Annotated in this window: 15 protein-coding genes and 2 tRNA genes; 12 read left to right on the top strand and 5 right to left on the bottom strand. The window is 69.2% G+C overall.

Going from position 1 to position 16,776, the window contains the following annotated elements; translation table 11 throughout:
* Window positions 1–55 precede the first annotated feature (55 nt).
* Both D1409_RS08890 and D1409_RS08885 read left to right on the top strand, forming a co-directional pair.
* Window positions 56–1,438, top strand: coding sequence for an adenylosuccinate synthase (locus D1409_RS08890; protein ID WP_123536229.1), 1,383 nt, complete (start codon window positions 56–58; stop codon window positions 1,436–1,438).
* A 73-nt stretch (window positions 1,439–1,511) separates the two neighbouring features.
* Window positions 1,512–2,417, top strand: coding sequence for a DUF7351 domain-containing protein (locus D1409_RS08885; protein WP_123536227.1), 906 nt, complete (start codon window positions 1,512–1,514; stop codon window positions 2,415–2,417).
* A 27-nt stretch (window positions 2,418–2,444) separates the two neighbouring features.
* Here D1409_RS08885 and D1409_RS08880 read toward each other — a convergent pair whose 3' ends face one another.
* Complete coding sequence (locus tag D1409_RS08880; protein ID WP_123536225.1) at window positions 2,445–2,792, bottom strand: cupin domain-containing protein; 348 nt, start codon at window positions 2,790–2,792, stop codon at window positions 2,445–2,447.
* 160 nt (window positions 2,793–2,952) lie between these two features.
* Between D1409_RS08880 and D1409_RS08875 the strand changes: the two genes are divergently transcribed.
* The gene (locus D1409_RS08875) at window positions 2,953–3,669 is read left to right on the top strand and encodes a hypothetical protein (RefSeq protein ID WP_123536222.1); all 717 of its coding nucleotides are present in this window, start codon (window positions 2,953–2,955) and stop codon (window positions 3,667–3,669) included.
* Window positions 3,670–3,787: 118 nt separating this feature from the next.
* On the opposite strand, the gene D1409_RS08870 is transcribed toward D1409_RS08875, so the two are convergent.
* Window positions 3,788–3,860, bottom strand: a tRNA-Arg gene (locus D1409_RS08870).
* Window positions 3,861–3,973: 113 nt separating this feature from the next.
* Between D1409_RS08870 and D1409_RS08865 the strand changes: the two genes are divergently transcribed.
* From D1409_RS08865 to D1409_RS08845, 5 genes are all read left to right on the top strand, one after another.
* Window positions 3,974–4,597 carry a hypothetical protein gene (locus tag D1409_RS08865; RefSeq protein WP_123536220.1) on the top strand — a complete coding sequence of 208 codons (624 nt, stop codon included), beginning with the start codon at window positions 3,974–3,976 and terminating at the stop codon, window positions 4,595–4,597.
* A gap of 218 nt (window positions 4,598–4,815) precedes the next feature.
* Window positions 4,816–6,288 (top strand): single-stranded DNA binding protein, encoded by a 1,473-nt coding sequence (locus D1409_RS08860; protein WP_123536218.1) that lies wholly within the window; start codon window positions 4,816–4,818, stop codon window positions 6,286–6,288.
* A gap of 140 nt (window positions 6,289–6,428) precedes the next feature.
* The gene (locus tag D1409_RS25665; RefSeq protein WP_123536215.1) at window positions 6,429–6,866 is read left to right on the top strand and encodes a histone family protein; all 438 of its coding nucleotides are present in this window, start codon (window positions 6,429–6,431) and stop codon (window positions 6,864–6,866) included.
* Between the two features lie 6 nt (window positions 6,867–6,872).
* Window positions 6,873–7,889, top strand: coding sequence for a histone deacetylase family protein (locus D1409_RS08850; protein WP_123536213.1), 1,017 nt, complete (start codon window positions 6,873–6,875; stop codon window positions 7,887–7,889).
* 280 nt (window positions 7,890–8,169) lie between these two features.
* Complete coding sequence (locus D1409_RS08845) at window positions 8,170–8,349, top strand: MarR family transcriptional regulator (RefSeq protein ID WP_394339027.1); 180 nt, start codon at window positions 8,170–8,172, stop codon at window positions 8,347–8,349.
* A 34-nt stretch (window positions 8,350–8,383) separates the two neighbouring features.
* Here D1409_RS08845 and cca read toward each other — a convergent pair whose 3' ends face one another.
* On the bottom strand, window positions 8,384–9,802 hold the full coding sequence (gene cca, locus D1409_RS08840; RefSeq protein WP_123536209.1) for a CCA tRNA nucleotidyltransferase: 1,419 nt from the start codon (window positions 9,800–9,802) through the stop codon (window positions 8,384–8,386).
* Between the two features lie 145 nt (window positions 9,803–9,947).
* Here cca and D1409_RS08835 point away from each other — a divergent pair.
* Window positions 9,948–10,020 (top strand) — tRNA-Asn (locus D1409_RS08835).
* 501 nt (window positions 10,021–10,521) lie between these two features.
* Here D1409_RS08835 and D1409_RS08830 read toward each other — a convergent pair.
* Complete coding sequence (locus tag D1409_RS08830) at window positions 10,522–12,084, bottom strand: lipase maturation factor family protein (protein WP_123536207.1); 1,563 nt, start codon at window positions 12,082–12,084, stop codon at window positions 10,522–10,524.
* A gap of 42 nt (window positions 12,085–12,126) precedes the next feature.
* Window positions 12,127–13,107 (bottom strand): hypothetical protein, encoded by a 981-nt coding sequence (locus D1409_RS08825; RefSeq protein ID WP_123536205.1) that lies wholly within the window; start codon window positions 13,105–13,107, stop codon window positions 12,127–12,129.
* A 122-nt stretch (window positions 13,108–13,229) separates the two neighbouring features.
* On the opposite strand from D1409_RS08825, the gene D1409_RS08820 reads away from it, so the two are divergent.
* The 3 genes from D1409_RS08820 to metX all read left to right on the top strand — a co-directional run bounded on the left by D1409_RS08820 (window position 13,230) and on the right by metX (window position 16,757).
* A complete protein-coding gene (locus D1409_RS08820) occupies window positions 13,230–14,129 on the top strand; it encodes a DUF7351 domain-containing protein (protein ID WP_123536203.1) in 900 nt (299 codons plus the stop codon).
* 90 nt (window positions 14,130–14,219) lie between these two features.
* Window positions 14,220–15,545 carry an O-acetylhomoserine aminocarboxypropyltransferase/cysteine synthase family protein gene (locus D1409_RS08815; RefSeq protein ID WP_123536201.1) on the top strand — a complete coding sequence of 442 codons (1,326 nt, stop codon included), beginning with the start codon at window positions 14,220–14,222 and terminating at the stop codon, window positions 15,543–15,545.
* A complete protein-coding gene (gene metX / locus D1409_RS08810) occupies window positions 15,546–16,757 on the top strand; it encodes a homoserine O-acetyltransferase MetX (RefSeq protein ID WP_123536199.1) in 1,212 nt (403 codons plus the stop codon).
* Window positions 16,758–16,776 lie beyond the last annotated feature (19 nt).

Genomic DNA, 16,776 nt, shown 5'->3' with positions numbered 1-16,776 from the left:
CGTGTGAAACGCGCTTCACAGAACGGCTACTAAACCCTCGGGTGTAGGCGGTTCCGTGAACGCAACTGTCATCGGTTCGCAGCTGGGCGACGAGGGGAAAGGAGCGGTCGTCGACGTACTCGGCTCCGAGGCCGACGTCGTGGTCCGGTATCAGGGCGGCGACAACGCCGGCCACACCGTCACGCATCGCGGCGAGGAGTACAGGCTCCGCCTGCTCCCGAGCGGCGTCGTCCGCGGGAAACTCGGCGTGCTGGGCAACGGCTGTGCGGTGAACTTCGGGACGCTGTTCGACGAGGTCGACCGGTTGCGCGAGCGCGGACTGGACCCGGACGTGCGGGTCTCCGGGCGCGCCCACGTCGTGCTCCCGTCCCACCGCGTCCTCGACGGCGCGTCGGAGTCCGCCCGGAGCGACGACGACCTCGCCGTCGGGACGACCGGCAACGGCATGGGTCCGGCCTACGAGGACAAGGCCGGCCGACGCGGCGTCCGCATCGCCGAGGTACTCCGGCCCGACGCCCTCCGCGAGCGACTCGAATACACGATCCCGAGACACCGTGAGCTCGCCGACGCGGTCTACGGGATCGATCCCGACGGCGCCCTCCCCGACGGGCCCGCCGCCGATTCCGACGACGCCGCTGACGCCTTCGACGTCGACGCGGTGTTCGAACGGCTCCGGTCGTTCGGCGACCGACTGGCGGCCGACGACGTGGTGGTCGACGCCGGTCCGTTCCTCGCCGAGCGCCAGCGCGAGGGCGCGACGATACTGTTCGAGAGCGCGCAAGGCACCCAGATAGACCTCGACCACGGCAACTACCCGTACGTCACCTCGTCGAACCCGACGGCCGGCGGCGCCGTCGTCGGCACGGGCGTCGGCCCCGAGACGGTCGCCGACGGGGCCGTCGTCGGCGTCGTGAAGGCGTACCTTTCCAGGGTCGGGTGCGGTCCGATGCCGACGGAACTGGACGCCGAGGCCGCCACGGTGTTCCGCGAGCGCGTCGATGGATTCGGGACGGTGACCGAGCGCCCGCGGCGCATCGGCTGGCTCGACCTCCCCGTCCTCCGGACCGCGACGCGCGTCAACGGCTTCTCCGGGTTGGCGTTCACGCACGTCGACTCGCTGGGCGGTCTGGACGAATTGCGCGTCTGCACGGGCTACGAACTCGACGGCGAGCGAGTACGGCAGGTGCCGATGACGTCCGCGGCGTGGCGCCAGTGCACGCCGGAGTACGAGCAACTGGAACCCTGGCCGGACTGCGACTGGGAGGCGGTCGCGGCCGACGGCTACGACGCGCTCCCGGAGAACGCACGGACGTTCGTCGAGTTCGTGAGCGACGACCTCGGTGTCCCGGTCGTCGCCGTCGGCGTGGGGCCGGACCGGGAGGCCACCGTCGTCCGCCGGAATCCGCTCGCCGACGAACCGCTGTCCGGGGCGAACTGACCCCGAACCGCCGGAACGCTGATACCGTGACCACCACAACCGACCGTCGGCAACCGACCCGTGGACCCGACGCATGACCGACGACGAACTCGACCGCGAGACCGCGTTCGCCCTGCTCGCCGACGAGATCCGCGTCCGGATCGTCGACGAACTCGGCGCGGCGACGGCCTCGCCCGAGACGGGCATCCCCCGACTCTCGTACGCGGACCTCAAATCGCGCGTCGACGTCCGCGACTCCGGCCGGTTCAACTACCACCTGACGAAACTCGTCGGGAACTACGTCGCGAAAGAGGAGGCGGGCTATCGCCTGCGCTGGCCGGGGATGGTCCTCTACCGCACGCTCGTCGCCGGCCTGTTGACGAACGACGGCGCCTCCGACCTCGGCCGCTTCCCCGTCGGCACGGCCTGTCACCGCTGCGGCGACCCAATCGAGGCTCACCTCTACGAGACGCTCTTTCGCGTCCGGTGCTGGGGGTGCGACGCCAACTACACCGACATCTACTTTCCGTCACACGGGCTGACCGGTCGGAGCCCGGACGAACTCCTCCGGGCGGTCCACAGGCGGAACAGAACCGTCCTCGCGTCGATGACCGCCGGCCAGTGTCCGTGGTGTGCCGCGGCGGTCTCCGCCGAGATACACGACGGCGACGACGACCTCCCGTCGCTCCACGACACCCGCGACCTCGACGCCTACGTCGTCTATCACTGCACCGACTGCACCGGCTTCCAGTACGTTCCCGTCTCGCGAGCGCTCTGCTATCACCCCGCCGCGATCGCCTTCTATCACGACCACGACCGCGATCTCACCGAGATCCCCGCGTGGGAACTGCCGTGGGCCGTGACCGACCGGACGACGACCGTCCGGGGGGCCGACCCGTGGCGCTTCTCCGTCCGCGTGCCGCTGGACGACGAGGCGCTGGTCGCCGAACTGGACGAGCGACTGGCCGTGGTCGACACGCGGCGCGAACCGAACGCGTAGCCGCAGCGAGCGAAATCCGCCCGCTCCTCACTCCTCGCGGTCGGTCCAGAAGTCGAACGAGCGACCGGGCACGAAGATGTCCAGGCTGACGGCCGTCTCCTCGCCCTCGTTCTCCACGCGGTGGGACTCCCACGGGTCGAGCCACACCGAGTCGTGCCGTTCGAGGCGCTCGCTGTCGTCCTCGGTGTGGATAGTGAGTTCGCCGTCGAGGACGAGACACACCTGTCCGTTCTCGTGGTCGTGCATCGGCGAACTGTGACCGGGCGGCTTCTCGAACCACTCCAGGCTCACGTCGTCGTCACCCGCGAGCGCCACGCGGCGCCACCCTTCGTCCGGTTCGTACGTCTCGGCGTCGTCGAAACTGACTCGCTCCATACCGGGGGATGCGGCGCTCGCGACAAATCTCTGGGGGGCGCCCGCCCCGCGACCGCCGAACTGGCGGCCAATCTCGTGGAACAACTTAAGCGATTCGCCGGCCTTCCGACCGTGAAACGCGGCTCGCGGGTATATTCGGTAGGGGCGTCTATCGGGAGACATGACGGACGTAGATACCGTGCACGACGCAGGACAGTCCGCGACCGACGGACCGACCGAAGGACGCGACCCCGTGCCGGCGGCGGCCGACTGGCTACTGGGAATCGTGGCCGGGACGATCGGACTCGTCCTGGCCGCGGTCGGCGTCGGGATCTTCACCCGGGTCGATCGGGCGCTGATCGCCGATTTCGTCGCCAGCGAGGAGGTGGAGGTGAACGGGCTCACGCCCTCGGAGGCCATCACCGCCGGGGTACCGTTCGTCGACTGGCTCGCGGCCGGCATCGTCGTGACCGGTGTCGTGCTGGTCGTCGGCGCAGCGGCGTACGTCGCCGCCCGTCGGCGCACCCGCCGCCGGGTCGCACGCGAGGGTGGAACGACCGCGACGTTCTGGGCCTGTGCCGTCTACGGCGCCGCCGTGACGGCCCTGGTCTCGTTCGTCCCCGGGTCGGCTATCGCGGGCGGCGGCGCCGCGGCGTACCTCCACGAGGACGGCTCCGGCGTACGTATCGGCGCCGCGGCCGGACTGGTCGGGTGGGCGCTGACGGTCCCGCTGCTCGTGTCGGTCGCCGGCGGACTGCTCGCCGGTGCCGACGCCATCGGGCAACTCGCGGGCGGCGCCATCCTCGTCGGCCTCGTCGTCGCCGGCGAACTCCTGGGACTGGCGATCAACGCCGCGCTGGGCGGCCTCGGCGGACTGCTGGTCACCAGATTCCTCTGACGTTCCGGGTCGCTCACTGCGTTCGCTCCCCGGGCTGCGACTTCTCTGCTCGAATCTCCTCGGGGAGTTTCGTCGACACCAGCCGCTCGCTTCGCTCGCGGTGTGGTGTCGACAGAAACGTCCGGACGGAGATTCGAACTCCGGTCCCTGGCTCCGCAAGCCAAGAGGATAGTCCACTACCCTATCCGGACTCATCTCTACGTACCGCGGTTGATTGTAAAGGGGTTACGATCCGACCGGCGAGTGTCAAACGTTCGCTTGAACGTAGAGAAGGGCCTTTATCGGAGGGCTCGTCCGCAGCAATATGAAGCGACGCACGCTCCTCCGTGGCCTCTCCGCCGCGGGCGCTTTCGCCGTGACGGGCTGTCTCTCCGACGGATCCGGCGGAGAGCCGACCGAGACCGACACTCCCGAACCGACCAGCGAACCAACAGACTCCGCCGAACCGGCGGACACACAGCACGACGCGCCCGACGACACGGTCACCGAACCCGGGGACGGGAGCGACACGCCGAGCGACGCACCCACGGACACACCGAGCGGGACGCCCGCCAGCGATCCGTCGACGACGCCGAGCGGCGTGGCCGACGAATCGCTGACCGTACTCGACAGCGGCTGTGGGTCACAGACCGACGCGGCCGAGGTCGTCTTCGACGGAGACGCCGGGACGGTCACGGTCACCGGGACGATCTGGGGAAACGACGCCTGTTACACGGCGGTACTCTCCGACGTGCGCGTCGACGGCGACTCGCTCACGGTCGTCGTCGCCGCGGAGTCCGACGCGGGCACTGACGAGGCGTGCGCCGAGTGCATCACGGAGATCGGCTACGAGGCGACGATCACCGTCGACGACGCGCTCCCCGGTGAGGTGACGGTCGTTCACCGGCACGGCGGGGAAGACACGCGAGTCACGTCGACCGAGCGATAGCCCGGCCGGACGAGCGATCGGGACCACACACCCGCGACTTTATCACGGAGGGAGCGCCCACTCCGGGCCATGCACGAGACACGGGCGACGGCCGACCCGACGAGCGGACGGGCCGTCGCGTCCGTCGGCGGACGGGCGGCGAAATCGCGGGACGAGAGCGGGGTACCGGCCCAACGGCAACGCTTAAGCGGCGAGATACCGTGCCAACGGCTAGACTAATGGGAGAGATCGAGGAGATCTACGCGGATCTGGAGACGGACGTCTCCGAGGAGGAGTTCCGCGAGGCCGTCGAGCAGAAGGTCGAGCAGATGGGCGGGCTCGCGGACGAGGAGACGGCGGCGATGCTCATCGCGCACGAACTCAACGAAGGGGAGGTCGACACGGTCGCGGACATCGAACCCGGCATGGAGGAGGTGAAGTTCCTCGCGAAGGTGGTCTCTATCGGCGAGTTGCGGACCTTCGAGCGCGACGGCGAGGACGAGGACGGCCGCGTCGTCAACGTCGAGGCCGCCGACGAGACCGGCACCGTCCGCCTCGCGTTCTGGGACCAGCAGGCCGAGGCGATCACCGACGGGATGCTGGAGGAGGGACAGGTCCTCCGCATCGCCGGCCGGCCCAAGGACGGGTACAACGGCCTCGAAGTCTCCGTCGACAAGGCCGAACCCGACGACGACGCGGAGATCGACGTGCAACTCGGCGAGGGGTCGACCGTCGACGCGCTGACGATGGGCCAGTCCGACGTGAACGTGACCGGCCTCGTCCTCGAGACCGAGCCGGTTCGGACGTTCGACCGCGACGACGGCACGGAGGGGAAGGTCTCGAACTTCCTGCTGGGCGACGAGACGGGGCGCGTGCGCGTGACGATGTGGGACGACCGCGCGGACCGCGCCACGGAACTCGAACCGGGCACGGCGGTCGAGGTCGTCGACGGGTACGTCCGCGAGCGGGAGGGCGACCTCGAACTCCACGTCGGCGACCAGGGCGCCATCGACGAGATCGACGAGTCCGTCGAGTTCGTCCCCGAGGCCGACGCCATCGACGCCGTCGAGATGGACCAGGTCGTCGATCTGGCGGGCGTCGTGCGCTCGGCCGACCCGAAGCGGACGTTCGACCGCGACGACGGCTCGGAGGGACAGGTCCGAAACATCCGCGTGCAGGACGACACCGGCGACATCCGCGTCGCGCTGTGGGGCGAGAAGGCCGACAAGGAGATCGCGCCCGGCGACGAGGTGTTCGTCGCCGACGCAGAGATCCAGGACGGCTGGCAGGACGACCTCGAAGCGTCGGCTGGCTGGCAGTCGACGGTCGTCGTCCTCGACGAGAACACGGGCGCCGGCACGGCCGCGCCCGCGCCCGGCGGGAGCGGCGGGTCCGGCGACAGCGACTCCAGCGGCGGGTCGGACACCGGGCTCGGCGCGTTCACCGGTGACGGGGACGGGGCCGACGCGAGCGACTCGGACGGCGGGGCGGCAGATGCCGGCGGCGCGAGCGGGTCGGGCGGTGCGGCGGCCGCGGCGACGGAGGAGGTCGAGTTCACGGGCACGGTCGTCCAGACGGGCGACCCGGTCATCCTGGACGACGGACAGGAGACGATGCAGGTGGACACGGACGCGGCGCTGACGCTTGGGCAGGAAGTGACCGCGCGCGGACCGGTTCGCGACGACCGACTCGACGCGGACGACGTGTTCTGACGGCGCTTGCCGCTTGAACGGCCGCTTTTCGACGTGCGACCGATCACGGGACTGACCGGCGAGCGAGCGTGTCAGTCACTCTGCGTGTCCGATAGCGGTTTTCGGAAACGCTTAAGGCCGGAACAGACCGCTTGTGGTGTATGAGCGTCGAGCTACCGTTCGCGCCGGTCGACACGATAATCCGGCGCAACGCCGGGAGTCTGCGGGTCAGCGCCGAGGCCGCCGAGGAACTCGCCCGTCGCATCCAGGAGCGCGGGGCCGAGCTGGCGGTCGAGGCCGCCGACGTGGCGACCGCGGACGGCCGGAAGACGCTGATGGCCGCCGACTTCGGCGTCGACGCCTCCGGGGACAAGGACGACCTCGAACTGCCGATCGCGCCCGTGGACCGCATCGCTCGCCTCGACATCGACGACTACCGCGTCTCCATGGAGGCCCGCATCGCGCTGGCGTCGCTGCTGGAGACGTACGCCGACCGCGTGGCCGCGGCCGCCGCCGACCTCGCGCGCCACGCCGACCGGCGGACGGTGAAAGCGGAGGACGTCGAGGCCTACTTTCGACTCAAACAGTACTTCGAGTAACCCCGCATGAACTTCGGCTACCGGGAAGTCTGTCTCGACCACGACACCGGCAAGCGCCACCCCGAGAGCCCCGACCGCCTGCGCGCCATCCGGCAGGGGCTCTCGGACTGTCACGGCGTCAGGTACGTCTCGCCCGACGACGCCACGGAGGAACAGGTCAGCGCCGTCCACGACGCCGACTACGTCCAGTCGGTCAAGGAGTTCTGTGCCGACGGCGGCGGCGACTGGGACGCCGACACCGTCGCCGTCGAAGCCACCTGGGACGCCGCGCTCGCCAGTTCGGGCATGGCGAACTGGGCCGCCGACGAAGCGCTGAGCGGCGCGGACGGCCGGGACACGCCGTTCGCGCTGTGTCGCCCCCCGGGCCACCACGCGGTGTACGACGACGCCATGGGCTTCTGTTTCTTCGACCACGTCGCCGTCGCGGCCCAGCACGCGCTCGACGACCTCGGGGCCGAGCGAGTCGCGATCGTCGACTGGGACGTCCACCACGGCAACGGCACGCAGGACATCTTCGAGGACCGCGACGACGTGTTCTTCGTCTCCATCCACGAGGACGGCATCTACCCCGGGACAGGCGACGCGACCGAGACCGGGTCTGGCGCGGGCGAGGGAACGACGATGAACGTCCCCTTCCCGCCGGGCACGCGGACGAGCGGCTACCTCGCCGCGGTCGACGACCTGATCGTCCCCGCGTTCGAGGCGTTCGATCCCGACCTCGTCCTGGTCTCCGCGGGCTTCGACGCGCACGAACACGACCCCATCTCGCGGATGCGCGTCTCGACGGAGGGGTACGGCTGTCTCGCCGACCGCTTCGACGCGTTCGCCGACCGCATCGACGCCGGACTCGGGTTCGTCCTCGAGGGCGGCTACGGACTGGACACGCTGACACAGAGCATCCGAACCGTCCACGAGGTGTTCGACGGCTATCACCCCCAGGAACCCGACGAGGACGTCCAGGACGCCGCTCGGCAGGTCATCGACGACGTCCGGTCGCAGGGCTTCGACCTCGCCGAGAACTGAGTCGACACACCGGCACCCGGTCTCGCTGCCGAACCCTCGCCGTCACGGCGCTCAGCGCGGTCGTCGCTGGATACGTCCCGAATACGTACCAGTATCTCCGGAAGCTAATCATACGATATGTGATGGGTATCGGCCTACACATCAACGCATCGCGGAAATCTATACATAGGTGTGTGGGGAACGGTGCTGTTGGTGACTTCATCCCGTGTGTTGCTGTACGGAACAATCGTATCGTGACTGGGAATCGCAACTCGACGATCTGACACCGAGCGCGAAGTTCGTGTACACGGTCCTCGAGTACGAAGGCCCATTGACCCAGAAGACGCTCGCCGAGGAGACCCGCCTCTCTCAGCGCAGCGTCCGCAGCGCGCTGAGCGACCTGACGGACACCGGTCTCGTCGAAGAGCGGATCTACCCGGCGGACGCCCGCCAGCGACTCTACGCCGTCGACACCGAGTGACCCGACGCGGGTCGCCCGAACCGCCGCTTTTGCGTCACGGCCGCGGCGCCAGATACCGCGCGAGCTCGACACCGAACTCCTCGGCCAGCTCGCTCACCGCCTCGCCGGCGAGCACCTCGTAGTCCCCCTCCAGCGCCGCTTCGATCTGCGCCCCCAGCGCCACGTCGAAGAGCGCGTCGCTCTCCAGCAGCCCCACCGCCGTCTCGAACGCTCGCGGGCGCTCGACGACGTAGCGGTCGCCGTCGAGGAACGGTCCGTACGTCCCGTCGCTCTCCGGGTCGTCGTCCGCGTACGCCTCGTAGAACCCTTCGGAGTGGCCCCTGACGTGGACCGGTGGCCCCTCGTGCCGCTCGACGGTCGGTCGCTCCGCGACTTCGAGTTCGGCCAGCAGCGCGACCGTCTCGTCGGCCCACGCCGCCGCCCGGAGCACGTCGAACCCTCGCCTGTCGAGTTCGCCGACGATCCCCGCAAGCGACCGGTCGAGTTGCGGGTAGAGCTGGTCCTCGACGATGTCGGGCGCGGCGAACCGGAGCGCCACCGGCGTGGTCCCCCGTCGCTCGAAGGTCTCCCGGACGGTCTCGGCGTCGACGGCCTCCGGCAGCGCCGCGAAGAAGAGACTCTCGCGCGGGTCGGCCAGCAGGTCGCGCGCGTAGTGCTGGAGGCGCGCGACGCTCTCGGCGGTACAGACCGCGGCGACGTTGCGTTCGGGGTCCGTCGGGTCGACGACCACGAGCGGGTCGTCGAAAGCGAGGTCGGCTCCGCCGACCTCGTCGTTCCGAGACGGCGAAGCCGTCTCGCGCTCTTCCGCGTGGTCTTCGGGGTCGAATGTCACCGGCGGGTGCCAGTCGGCGGCGCCCTCGACGAACGCCCGGAAGTCGCCGTACTCGTGGACGAGCAGTTCGGTGAGATAGCCCGAGAACCCGCGAGTGCGCAGGTCGCTGCCGTAGACGCCGATACCGGTGAGGAACTGCTTGGCGACCCGGACCTCCCCGGCGAGGTCGGCGTCGATGCGCTCGGTGAGGTACTCGGTGTGGAAGGGCGTGCGGTCGACGGCCGACTGGATCTCCGTGGCGTCCTCGACCGCGTAGCAGGGGACCAGATCCACGTCGAAGTCGTCGTAGACTCCTTTCACGTACGGATGCTCGGCGTACTCCTCGTGGCCCTCCGGCAGGACCGCGTGACCGACGTCGAGGCCGTAGGATTCGAGGCGTTCGCGGTCGAGATCCGGCGGGAAGGCGACGAAGAGGTCGACGTCGCGGTCGCCCGCCAGCCACGTGTCGCGCGCTGTCGAGCCCACCTGGATCACGTCGGCGTCGACCGGGAGGTCGGCGATGGCAGCGCGTGCGCGCTCGCGGAGGTCGTCGGCGACCGCGTCGAGTCGCTCGCGCTCGGCCGCGTCGGGTTCGACCCGCTCGCGGACCCGCTCGACGACCGCGTCGAACTCGTCGCTCATGGCTCGGGGTTGGACGGGCCCCGTGAAAACCTGTCTGATGTACTGTGGGTGTGGAACTGTCGTTCTGTCGACGTACGTGACTCCGTGACGCGACGGGTCCAAAGCGAAATCCCTATACAACAACTCCGGCTATGACTGCATGCGTGCCGCCGTAGCTCAGTTGGTAGAGCACCTCGCTGTTAACGAGGTTGTCCCAGGTTCGAGTCCTGGCGGTGGCGTCTTCTGTCGTGAGTAACTCGGTGAGCACCGCGTAGCGTGTGCTCACCATCGCGAACGACGAACGCGCGACAGCCGGGACTCGCGCCCGCAAGTCGCATGCTCGCGCAGTGAGCGAAGCGAACGAGCAGGACCGTCTTGCACCTGTTCGAGTCCTGGCGGTGGCGTTCTCGGATCCGTCGTTTCTGGTGCTGAGTCGCTTCTGTTCGACTCTGTAGAGCGCTTCTCTGCCGAGAGTTGAAAGCCCCGACCGGCTTCGGTCGCACGGCTCGCTGCGCGCTTCCTTCGCTCACTCCGTTCGCTCAGTCCAGTGCTTTCGTCGCCGGGCTTCCCGAAGCCGGTCGCCCCTTTCATTCCACCCACCGTACAACACCGCAGACAGCCTCACACCTCCCCAACCGACTGCGTTGCTCGGTCGCTTCGCTCCCTGCGCTACTCATCCCTCGCACGATTTCGTCGCGGCACGGAGGCCGCGACAGCGCGCGCCACAGCATCCGCCGAGCTCATTCAGTCTCGGCGGTCCGGGCGACGGCGTCCCGCTCCTCGCCTTCTGCTCGTTTCGGCTCTGGAACCTCCCACCCGCGCCGCTGGAGCGCGAGGCGGAATCGCGAGTCGTCCAGCGAGACGGGGCCGTAGTAGGTGCCGACGCGTTCGCGAGTCCACCACCGACCGGTCTCGCGGAGTTCGTCGAAGGTGGTGAACTCGTAGCGGTAGCGGAGAGCGCGGACGTGGCGGGGCGGGTCGTCGGGGAACGGGTCCGCCCTGAGGAGCGAGCGCGCGCTGTCGTCGCCGGCGAGCAGTTTGGCGACGAGGTGGACGAACCACGGGTGGCGCGCGGGCGAGGGGGCCATCGCGGCGAACCAGAGTTGCCAGTCGAGTCGGAGGTGGTACGGCGCCCACTGCGGGGGCAAACGCTCGGGATCGGTGGGCTTGCCGGGGAACTCGTAGGTCTCCCACTCGGTGTCGCCGGTGACGACCGCGTCGTCGGTGCCCTGGACGACCACCTCGTAACGCGTTCGGGTGATCGAACCGAACGCGCCGTAGGTGTTGACCAGATTGAGGGGGTCGAACGCGCGTTTCATCGCCTGCGTCGACGATATCATGTTCTTGACGGGGTAGTAGCTCAGCGCGGCGACGAGCACGACGAGGCCCGCGATGGCGACCTGATACCAGAGCGGGAGCGGCGCGAGGGCGTCCGGTGCGGGAACGGAGACCGAGACAGGGAGGGCGCCCGCGACGACGGCGTCGGCGAAGAGGCTTCCAGCGAGGACGACGCTGAGGAAGCTCAGGAAGGCGAAGTTCCCGGTGAGCATGAGCCAGCCGTGGAAGGCGACGGTGAGGGCGCCCGCGGCGGCCGCGACGCGCGGCGGCCCGAAGTAGAGGAACGGGACGGCGAGTTCGACGACGTGGTTACAGAGGACTTCGAGGCGGTGGAATCGGTCGGGGAGGCGGTGGGCGACCCACGAGAGCGGGTTCGGCATGGGCTGGGTCTCGTAGTGGTAGTCCATGCAGGTCAACTCGCGCCAGCAGTCGTCGCCGCGGATCTTGATGAGGCCGGCGCCGAGCATGTTGCGGAACTCCACCCAGCGGAAGAGGTAGACCACGACGGCGGGTGCGATCAGGTCGGGAGCGCCGAGGAAGATAGCGAGGAAGCCCGCCTCGCACAGCATCGACTCCCAGCCGAAGCCGTAGAACGTCTGCCCGGCGTTGACGAACGACAGGTACAGCGCCCACATCGCGGTCCAGACGAGGACGTAGGCGGGCGTGCCGAAGCGACCGGGGATCCCGAGGAGGGCGAGGGCGGCGAGGGCGACGCCGAGCCATGCGCCCGCCGCGAGCGCGCGGTCGCTGTCGAGGACGTAGAAGATGGAGGGCTTCTGCCGGAACTCGTAGCGCTCGACGTACTGGCGGAGGGGAAGGAGCCCGTCCTCGCCGGCGAGCGGTCGGAACTGCCGGGCGGCGACGAGGAAGGCGACGAGGTACGTGAGCGCGAGGCCGCGCTGGAGGAGCAAGCGGGCGACGTAGAACTCGCCGCCCCACGGCGTCCAGGCGTACCACGGTGACACGGGTCGACTCCACCGCGCCGACGGTGAAAAATCGCCCGGCGGTCAGCAGTCGTACACGACCTCGTCGGCGACGATATTTCCGGTCAGCTGGACGTCGCAGCCGATGGTGACCGTGCTGCCCTCCGCGACGATGTCGCCGTGGACGGTGCTCCCGTCGCCGACGGTCACCGACCCATCGCTGGTGATGCCGTTGTTGAACGTGGCCTCGGCGCCCGTACTCACCGACCCGCCGCTGTCGACGTGCCCGTGGAACGTGACCTCGTCGCCGGCGGTTATCGAGCCGCCGGTCGTGACTGCGCTGCTGAACGTGACCTCGTCGCCGACGGTGAGGGACCCGCCGCTGTCGACCTGCCCGTGGAACGTCGCCTCGTCACCGGCGTCTACCGACCCGTCGCTGGTCACGCCGCTGTTGAAGGTGGCCTCGTCGCCCGCGGTCACCGACCCGCCGCTGTCGACCTGCCCGTGTACCGTGCCCTCGTTGCCGACGTCTACGTCCCCCTCGGTATCGATCGAGTTCGCCGTCTCGCCGTCCCCGACCGTGACGCCCTCCTCCTCACACGAGATGGGGACGTACGAACCGGTCGTTCGAGTGCCGTCGACGGTCAGGTCGCCCGTCGCGAGGAATCGGAGCGTCACCCGGTAGTCGCCGTCGAGCGGCGGCGACCCGTCACAGGAGACCACTGCCTCGTACGGCCCGGTTCCCTGGAGGGCGACGGCGAGCGGCGGGTCGCTGTCCGCGGTGCCGTCCTGTCGCTCGACGCCGACCACGTCGACTGCGAGGGTCGACGCGGTGACGCCGACGCCGTTGTCCGCCACGTCGAAGAGGGTCGCGGTGTCGTCGGGCCCGTCGACGGCGGCGTTCCCCGACCGGTCCGTGAGCCCGAGATACGCGTTCGAGTCCGCGGCGGCGCCGACGCTCACCGCTCTGTCGACCTCGGCGAGCGTGACCCCGGCGGTCGGGGCCACCAGCGCGACCGCTCCGGTCAGGAGGAACCCGAGCGCGAGCAGTCGGAGGGGACGCATAGGTGCGTAGTAGTTCTCCGACGTTCAGTCGTATCAACCGATCGGGGAGTTTCAGGGACTGATAACACCGATCGGCGGGTCGAACGCAACTGTCAATTGAGTCGCGCGAGAGAGGGTATGCCATGAGCAACCCGTTCGAGGTCTCCGAGCGAAAGTCGGTGCCGCCCGCCGAGGCGTTCGCGCTGCTGGGGAACGAACTGCGCGTGTCGATCCTCCTCGAACTCGGCGACGCGAAAGAGGGGAACCAGCCCCGTCCGCTCCCCTTCGAGGAGCTACGCCGTCGGTGTGACGTGTCCGATAGCGGCCGGTTCAACTACCACCTCCAGGAGCTACTGGGCGTCTTCGTCACCGAGAAGTCGGAGGGCTACGGCCTGCTCTACCCCGGCGTCATCCTCTATCAGGCGATCAAGGCCGACAGCTTCACCGACCGGACGACGGTCGAACCGTTCCCGGTCGACTCGGCGTGTAGCGCCTGTGGCGCGGACCTCGAAGCGACCTACCGAAACAGCATGCTCGTCGTCCGCTGTGGGGACTGTGAGGCCCTCGCATTCAAGTACCACCTCCCGCCCGGCGCGATCCGGTCGAACGACCCCGACGCGGTGTTGCGTGCGGCCAGCGTCTACGCGCGACGCGACCTCGTGACCGTCGCCAGCGACGTCTGCCCGACGTGCGCGAGCGAGATGTACCACGACGTGGTCCCGGAAGACGAGAAGTCGACCGACCTCGAACACGCGATGCCCGGCCCGGCCGTCGTCCACCACTGCTCGTACTGCAAGAACTTCTTCTCCACCGACCTCCCCGAAGTCCTCGTCTATCATCCCGACGTGCTCCCGTTCGTCGCCGCCAACGCGCCGCACCTGCTGACAGACCTGCTGTGGACCGCGGACGCCTGCGACCCCGACGCCATCTCCGTCACCCGGCGAGACCCGCTGCGGGTATCTGTCCCCCTCGACGCGGACGGCGAACGCCTGACCGTGACCGTCGACCGCTCGCTCGACGTCGTCGAGACCGAACGTCACTGAGGACTCGCCGACCTCCGTGACACACTCTCTCACTGAGAATATTGCCGTAACTCGTGGTTATAGATGTTTGGAGATATATGCACGACACACATGACCGATCCGTACGCCTTCGGGACGCGGTGCGTCCACGCCGGACAGGACGTCGATCCGGCGACAGGGGCTCGCGCCCCGCCGATCTACCAGACGACGTCGTACGTCTTCGAGGACGCGGACACCGCGGCCGACCGGTACGCGCTCGACGACGGCGGGAACGTCTACTCGCGGTTCGACAACCCGACCGTCTCGACGCTCGAACGACGTCTCGCCTCGCTCGAGAACGGAACCGCGGCAGTCGCCACCGGCTCGGGAATGGCGGCCCTCGACGCGGCCACCTCGATCCTCGCCAGCGTCGGCGACAACGTCGTCACCGCCTCCTCTATCTACGGCGGCACCCACTCCTATCTCTCGAACATGGGCGGTCGCCGCGGCATCGAGACGCGCTTCGTCGACACGCTCGACCCCGACGCCTACGCCGAGGCCATCGACGAACACACCGCCTACGTCCACTACGAGACTATCGGGAACCCCTCGCTCGTCACGCCCCCGATGGAGGAGATCGCCGAGATCGCCCACGAGCGGGGCGTCCCGGTCTTCGTCGACAACACCTTCGGCACCCCCGCGCTCTGCAACCCGCTCGACCACGGCGCGGACATCGTCTGGGAGTCGACGACGAAGTGGATCCACGGCTCGGGCACCACCGTCGGCGGCGTCCTCGTCGACGGCGGGTCGTTCCCCTGGACGGAGTACCCCGAGAAGTTCCCCGAACTGGGCGCGCCCAACGACGCCTTCGACGGCGTCACCTTCGCCGAGCAGTTCGGCGACCGGGCCTTCGCGATGGCCGCCCGCCAGCGCGGCGTCCGCTCGCTCGGCGACGGACAGAAACCGTTCGACGCCTGGGCGACCCTGCAGGGCACGGAGACGCTCTCCCTTCGCATGGAGCGCCACTGCGAGAACGCACAGACCGTCGCCGAGTTCCTCGCCGACCACCCCGGCGTCGAGTGGGTCACCTACCCGGGTCTCGACTCGCACGAGACCCACGACCACGCCGCCGAGTACCTCGACGGCGGCTTCGGCGGGATGATCGCCTTCGGGCTCGTCGAGGGGTTCGAGGCGGGCAAGCGCTTCTGCGAGGAGACCGACCTCGCGCAGTTCCTCGCCAACATCGGCGACGCGAAGACGCTCGTCATCCACCCCGCGAGCACGACCCACGCGCAGCTCTCCGAGGAAGAACAGCACGCCAGCGGCGTCACGCCCGACCTCGTGCGCCTCTCGGTCGGCATCGAGGACGCCGCGGACATCCTCGCGGACGTCGACGGGGCGATCGAGCGCGCGAACGCGGCCGCGGAGAGCGGGACCGACAGCGCGGGTGACTCGTAGATGGAGATCGAACGCGGCTCGGTCTCGCTCGGCGAGTTCGAGTTCGAGTGCGGTCGCTCGATCCCCGAACTCGAGGTCTCCTACGAGGCCTACGGGGAGTTCACCGGCGACAACGCCGTCCTCGTCTGCCACGCGCTCACCGGGAGCGCTCACGTCGCCGGCCGCCACCCCGATCAGGAGACCGACGGCCAGGCCCGCGCCTGGTGGGACGACATCGTCGGTCCCGGGAAGGCCATCGACACCCGCGAGTACTACGTCCTCTGTGCCAACGTCCCCGGCTCCTGTTACGGCACGACCGGCCCCGCCAGCGAGAACCCCGAGACGGGCGACCCCTACGGCACGGACTTCCCCGCGGTCACCGTCACCGACTGGACGAACGCACAGCGCCAACTGCTGGACGAACTCGGCATCCCGCACCTCCACGCCGTCGTCGGCGGGAGCGTCGGCGGCATGAACGTCCTCGAGTGGGCCAAACAGCACCCCGATCACGTCGAGCGGATCGTCCCCATCGCCGCCGCCGCGCGCCTCGACGTGCAGTGTCTCGCCCTCGACGCCATCGCGCGCCGCGCTATCACCACCGACACCGACTGGCAAGGCGGTGACTACTACGGCGACGGCCCCGGCCCCGACGACGGCCTCGCCCTCGCGCGACAGATCGGTCACGTCATGTACCTCTCGAAGGCCTCCATGGAACAGAAGTTCGGCCGCCGCGCCGCCGGTCGCGACGCCGCACGCTCGTTCCCGACCGACCCCGCGGCGGGCTTCTTCCCGTACCGGGACGTCGAGTCGTACCTCGATTACAACGCCGAGTCGTTCGTCGAGCGCTTCGACGCCAACTCGTATCTCTACCTGACGCGCGCGATGGACAACTACGACCTCTCGGCGGGCTTCGAGTCCGACGAGAACGCGCTCGCGGCGTTCGACGGCGAGGCGCTCGTCATGTCGTTCACCGGTGACTGGCACTTCACCCCCGCGCAGGCCGAGGAACTGGCCGACTCCCTGCGCGGCGCGGACGTCCGCTCGGCCCACCACCTCGTCGAGTCCGACCACGGCCACGACGCGTTCCTCGTCGAACCGGAGAACGTCGGCCCGCCGCTCGCGGACTTCCTGACCGACGGCGTCGAGGGAACGGCGGTCACCGACACGGACGAACCGCCCGAGGACGACGACCCCTCGTTCGCCCCCGTCCACACCAGCCTGTTCTCCGACTGACAGTGTCGCCGGGCCAACA

The sequence above is a fragment of the Halosimplex salinum genome (assembly GCF_003730195.1).
Lineage (GTDB): Archaea > Halobacteriota > Halobacteria > Halobacteriales > Haloarculaceae > Halosimplex > Halosimplex salinum.
The sequence above is the reverse complement of the archived record's forward strand: the minus strand, read 5'-3'. Positions and strand labels throughout refer to the sequence as shown.

Bases quoted from the DNA above. Each gene is read 5' to 3' on its own strand.
- cca (WP_123536209.1), bottom strand. From the start codon at position 9,802: ATGAGCGACGAGTTCGACGCGGTCGTCGAGCGGGTCCGCGAGCGGGTC.
- D1409_RS08850 (WP_123536213.1), top strand. From the start codon at position 6,873: ATGAACTTCGGCTACCGGGAAGTCTGTCTCGACCACGACACCGGCAAG.
- D1409_RS08860 (WP_123536218.1), top strand. From the start codon at position 4,816: ATGGGAGAGATCGAGGAGATCTACGCGGATCTGGAGACGGACGTCTCC.
- D1409_RS08885 (WP_123536227.1), top strand. From the start codon at position 1,512: ATGACCGACGACGAACTCGACCGCGAGACCGCGTTCGCCCTGCTCGCC.
- D1409_RS08865 (WP_123536220.1), top strand. From the start codon at position 3,974: ATGAAGCGACGCACGCTCCTCCGTGGCCTCTCCGCCGCGGGCGCTTTC.
- D1409_RS08820 (WP_123536203.1), top strand. From the start codon at position 13,230: ATGAGCAACCCGTTCGAGGTCTCCGAGCGAAAGTCGGTGCCGCCCGCC.
- metX (WP_123536199.1), top strand. From the start codon at position 15,546: ATGGAGATCGAACGCGGCTCGGTCTCGCTCGGCGAGTTCGAGTTCGAG.
- D1409_RS08875 (WP_123536222.1), top strand. From the start codon at position 2,953: ATGACGGACGTAGATACCGTGCACGACGCAGGACAGTCCGCGACCGAC.
- D1409_RS08815 (WP_123536201.1), top strand. From the start codon at position 14,220: ATGACCGATCCGTACGCCTTCGGGACGCGGTGCGTCCACGCCGGACAG.
- D1409_RS08825 (WP_123536205.1), bottom strand. From the start codon at position 13,107: ATGCGTCCCCTCCGACTGCTCGCGCTCGGGTTCCTCCTGACCGGAGCG.
- D1409_RS08880 (WP_123536225.1), bottom strand. From the start codon at position 2,792: ATGGAGCGAGTCAGTTTCGACGACGCCGAGACGTACGAACCGGACGAA.
- D1409_RS25665 (WP_123536215.1), top strand. From the start codon at position 6,429: ATGAGCGTCGAGCTACCGTTCGCGCCGGTCGACACGATAATCCGGCGC.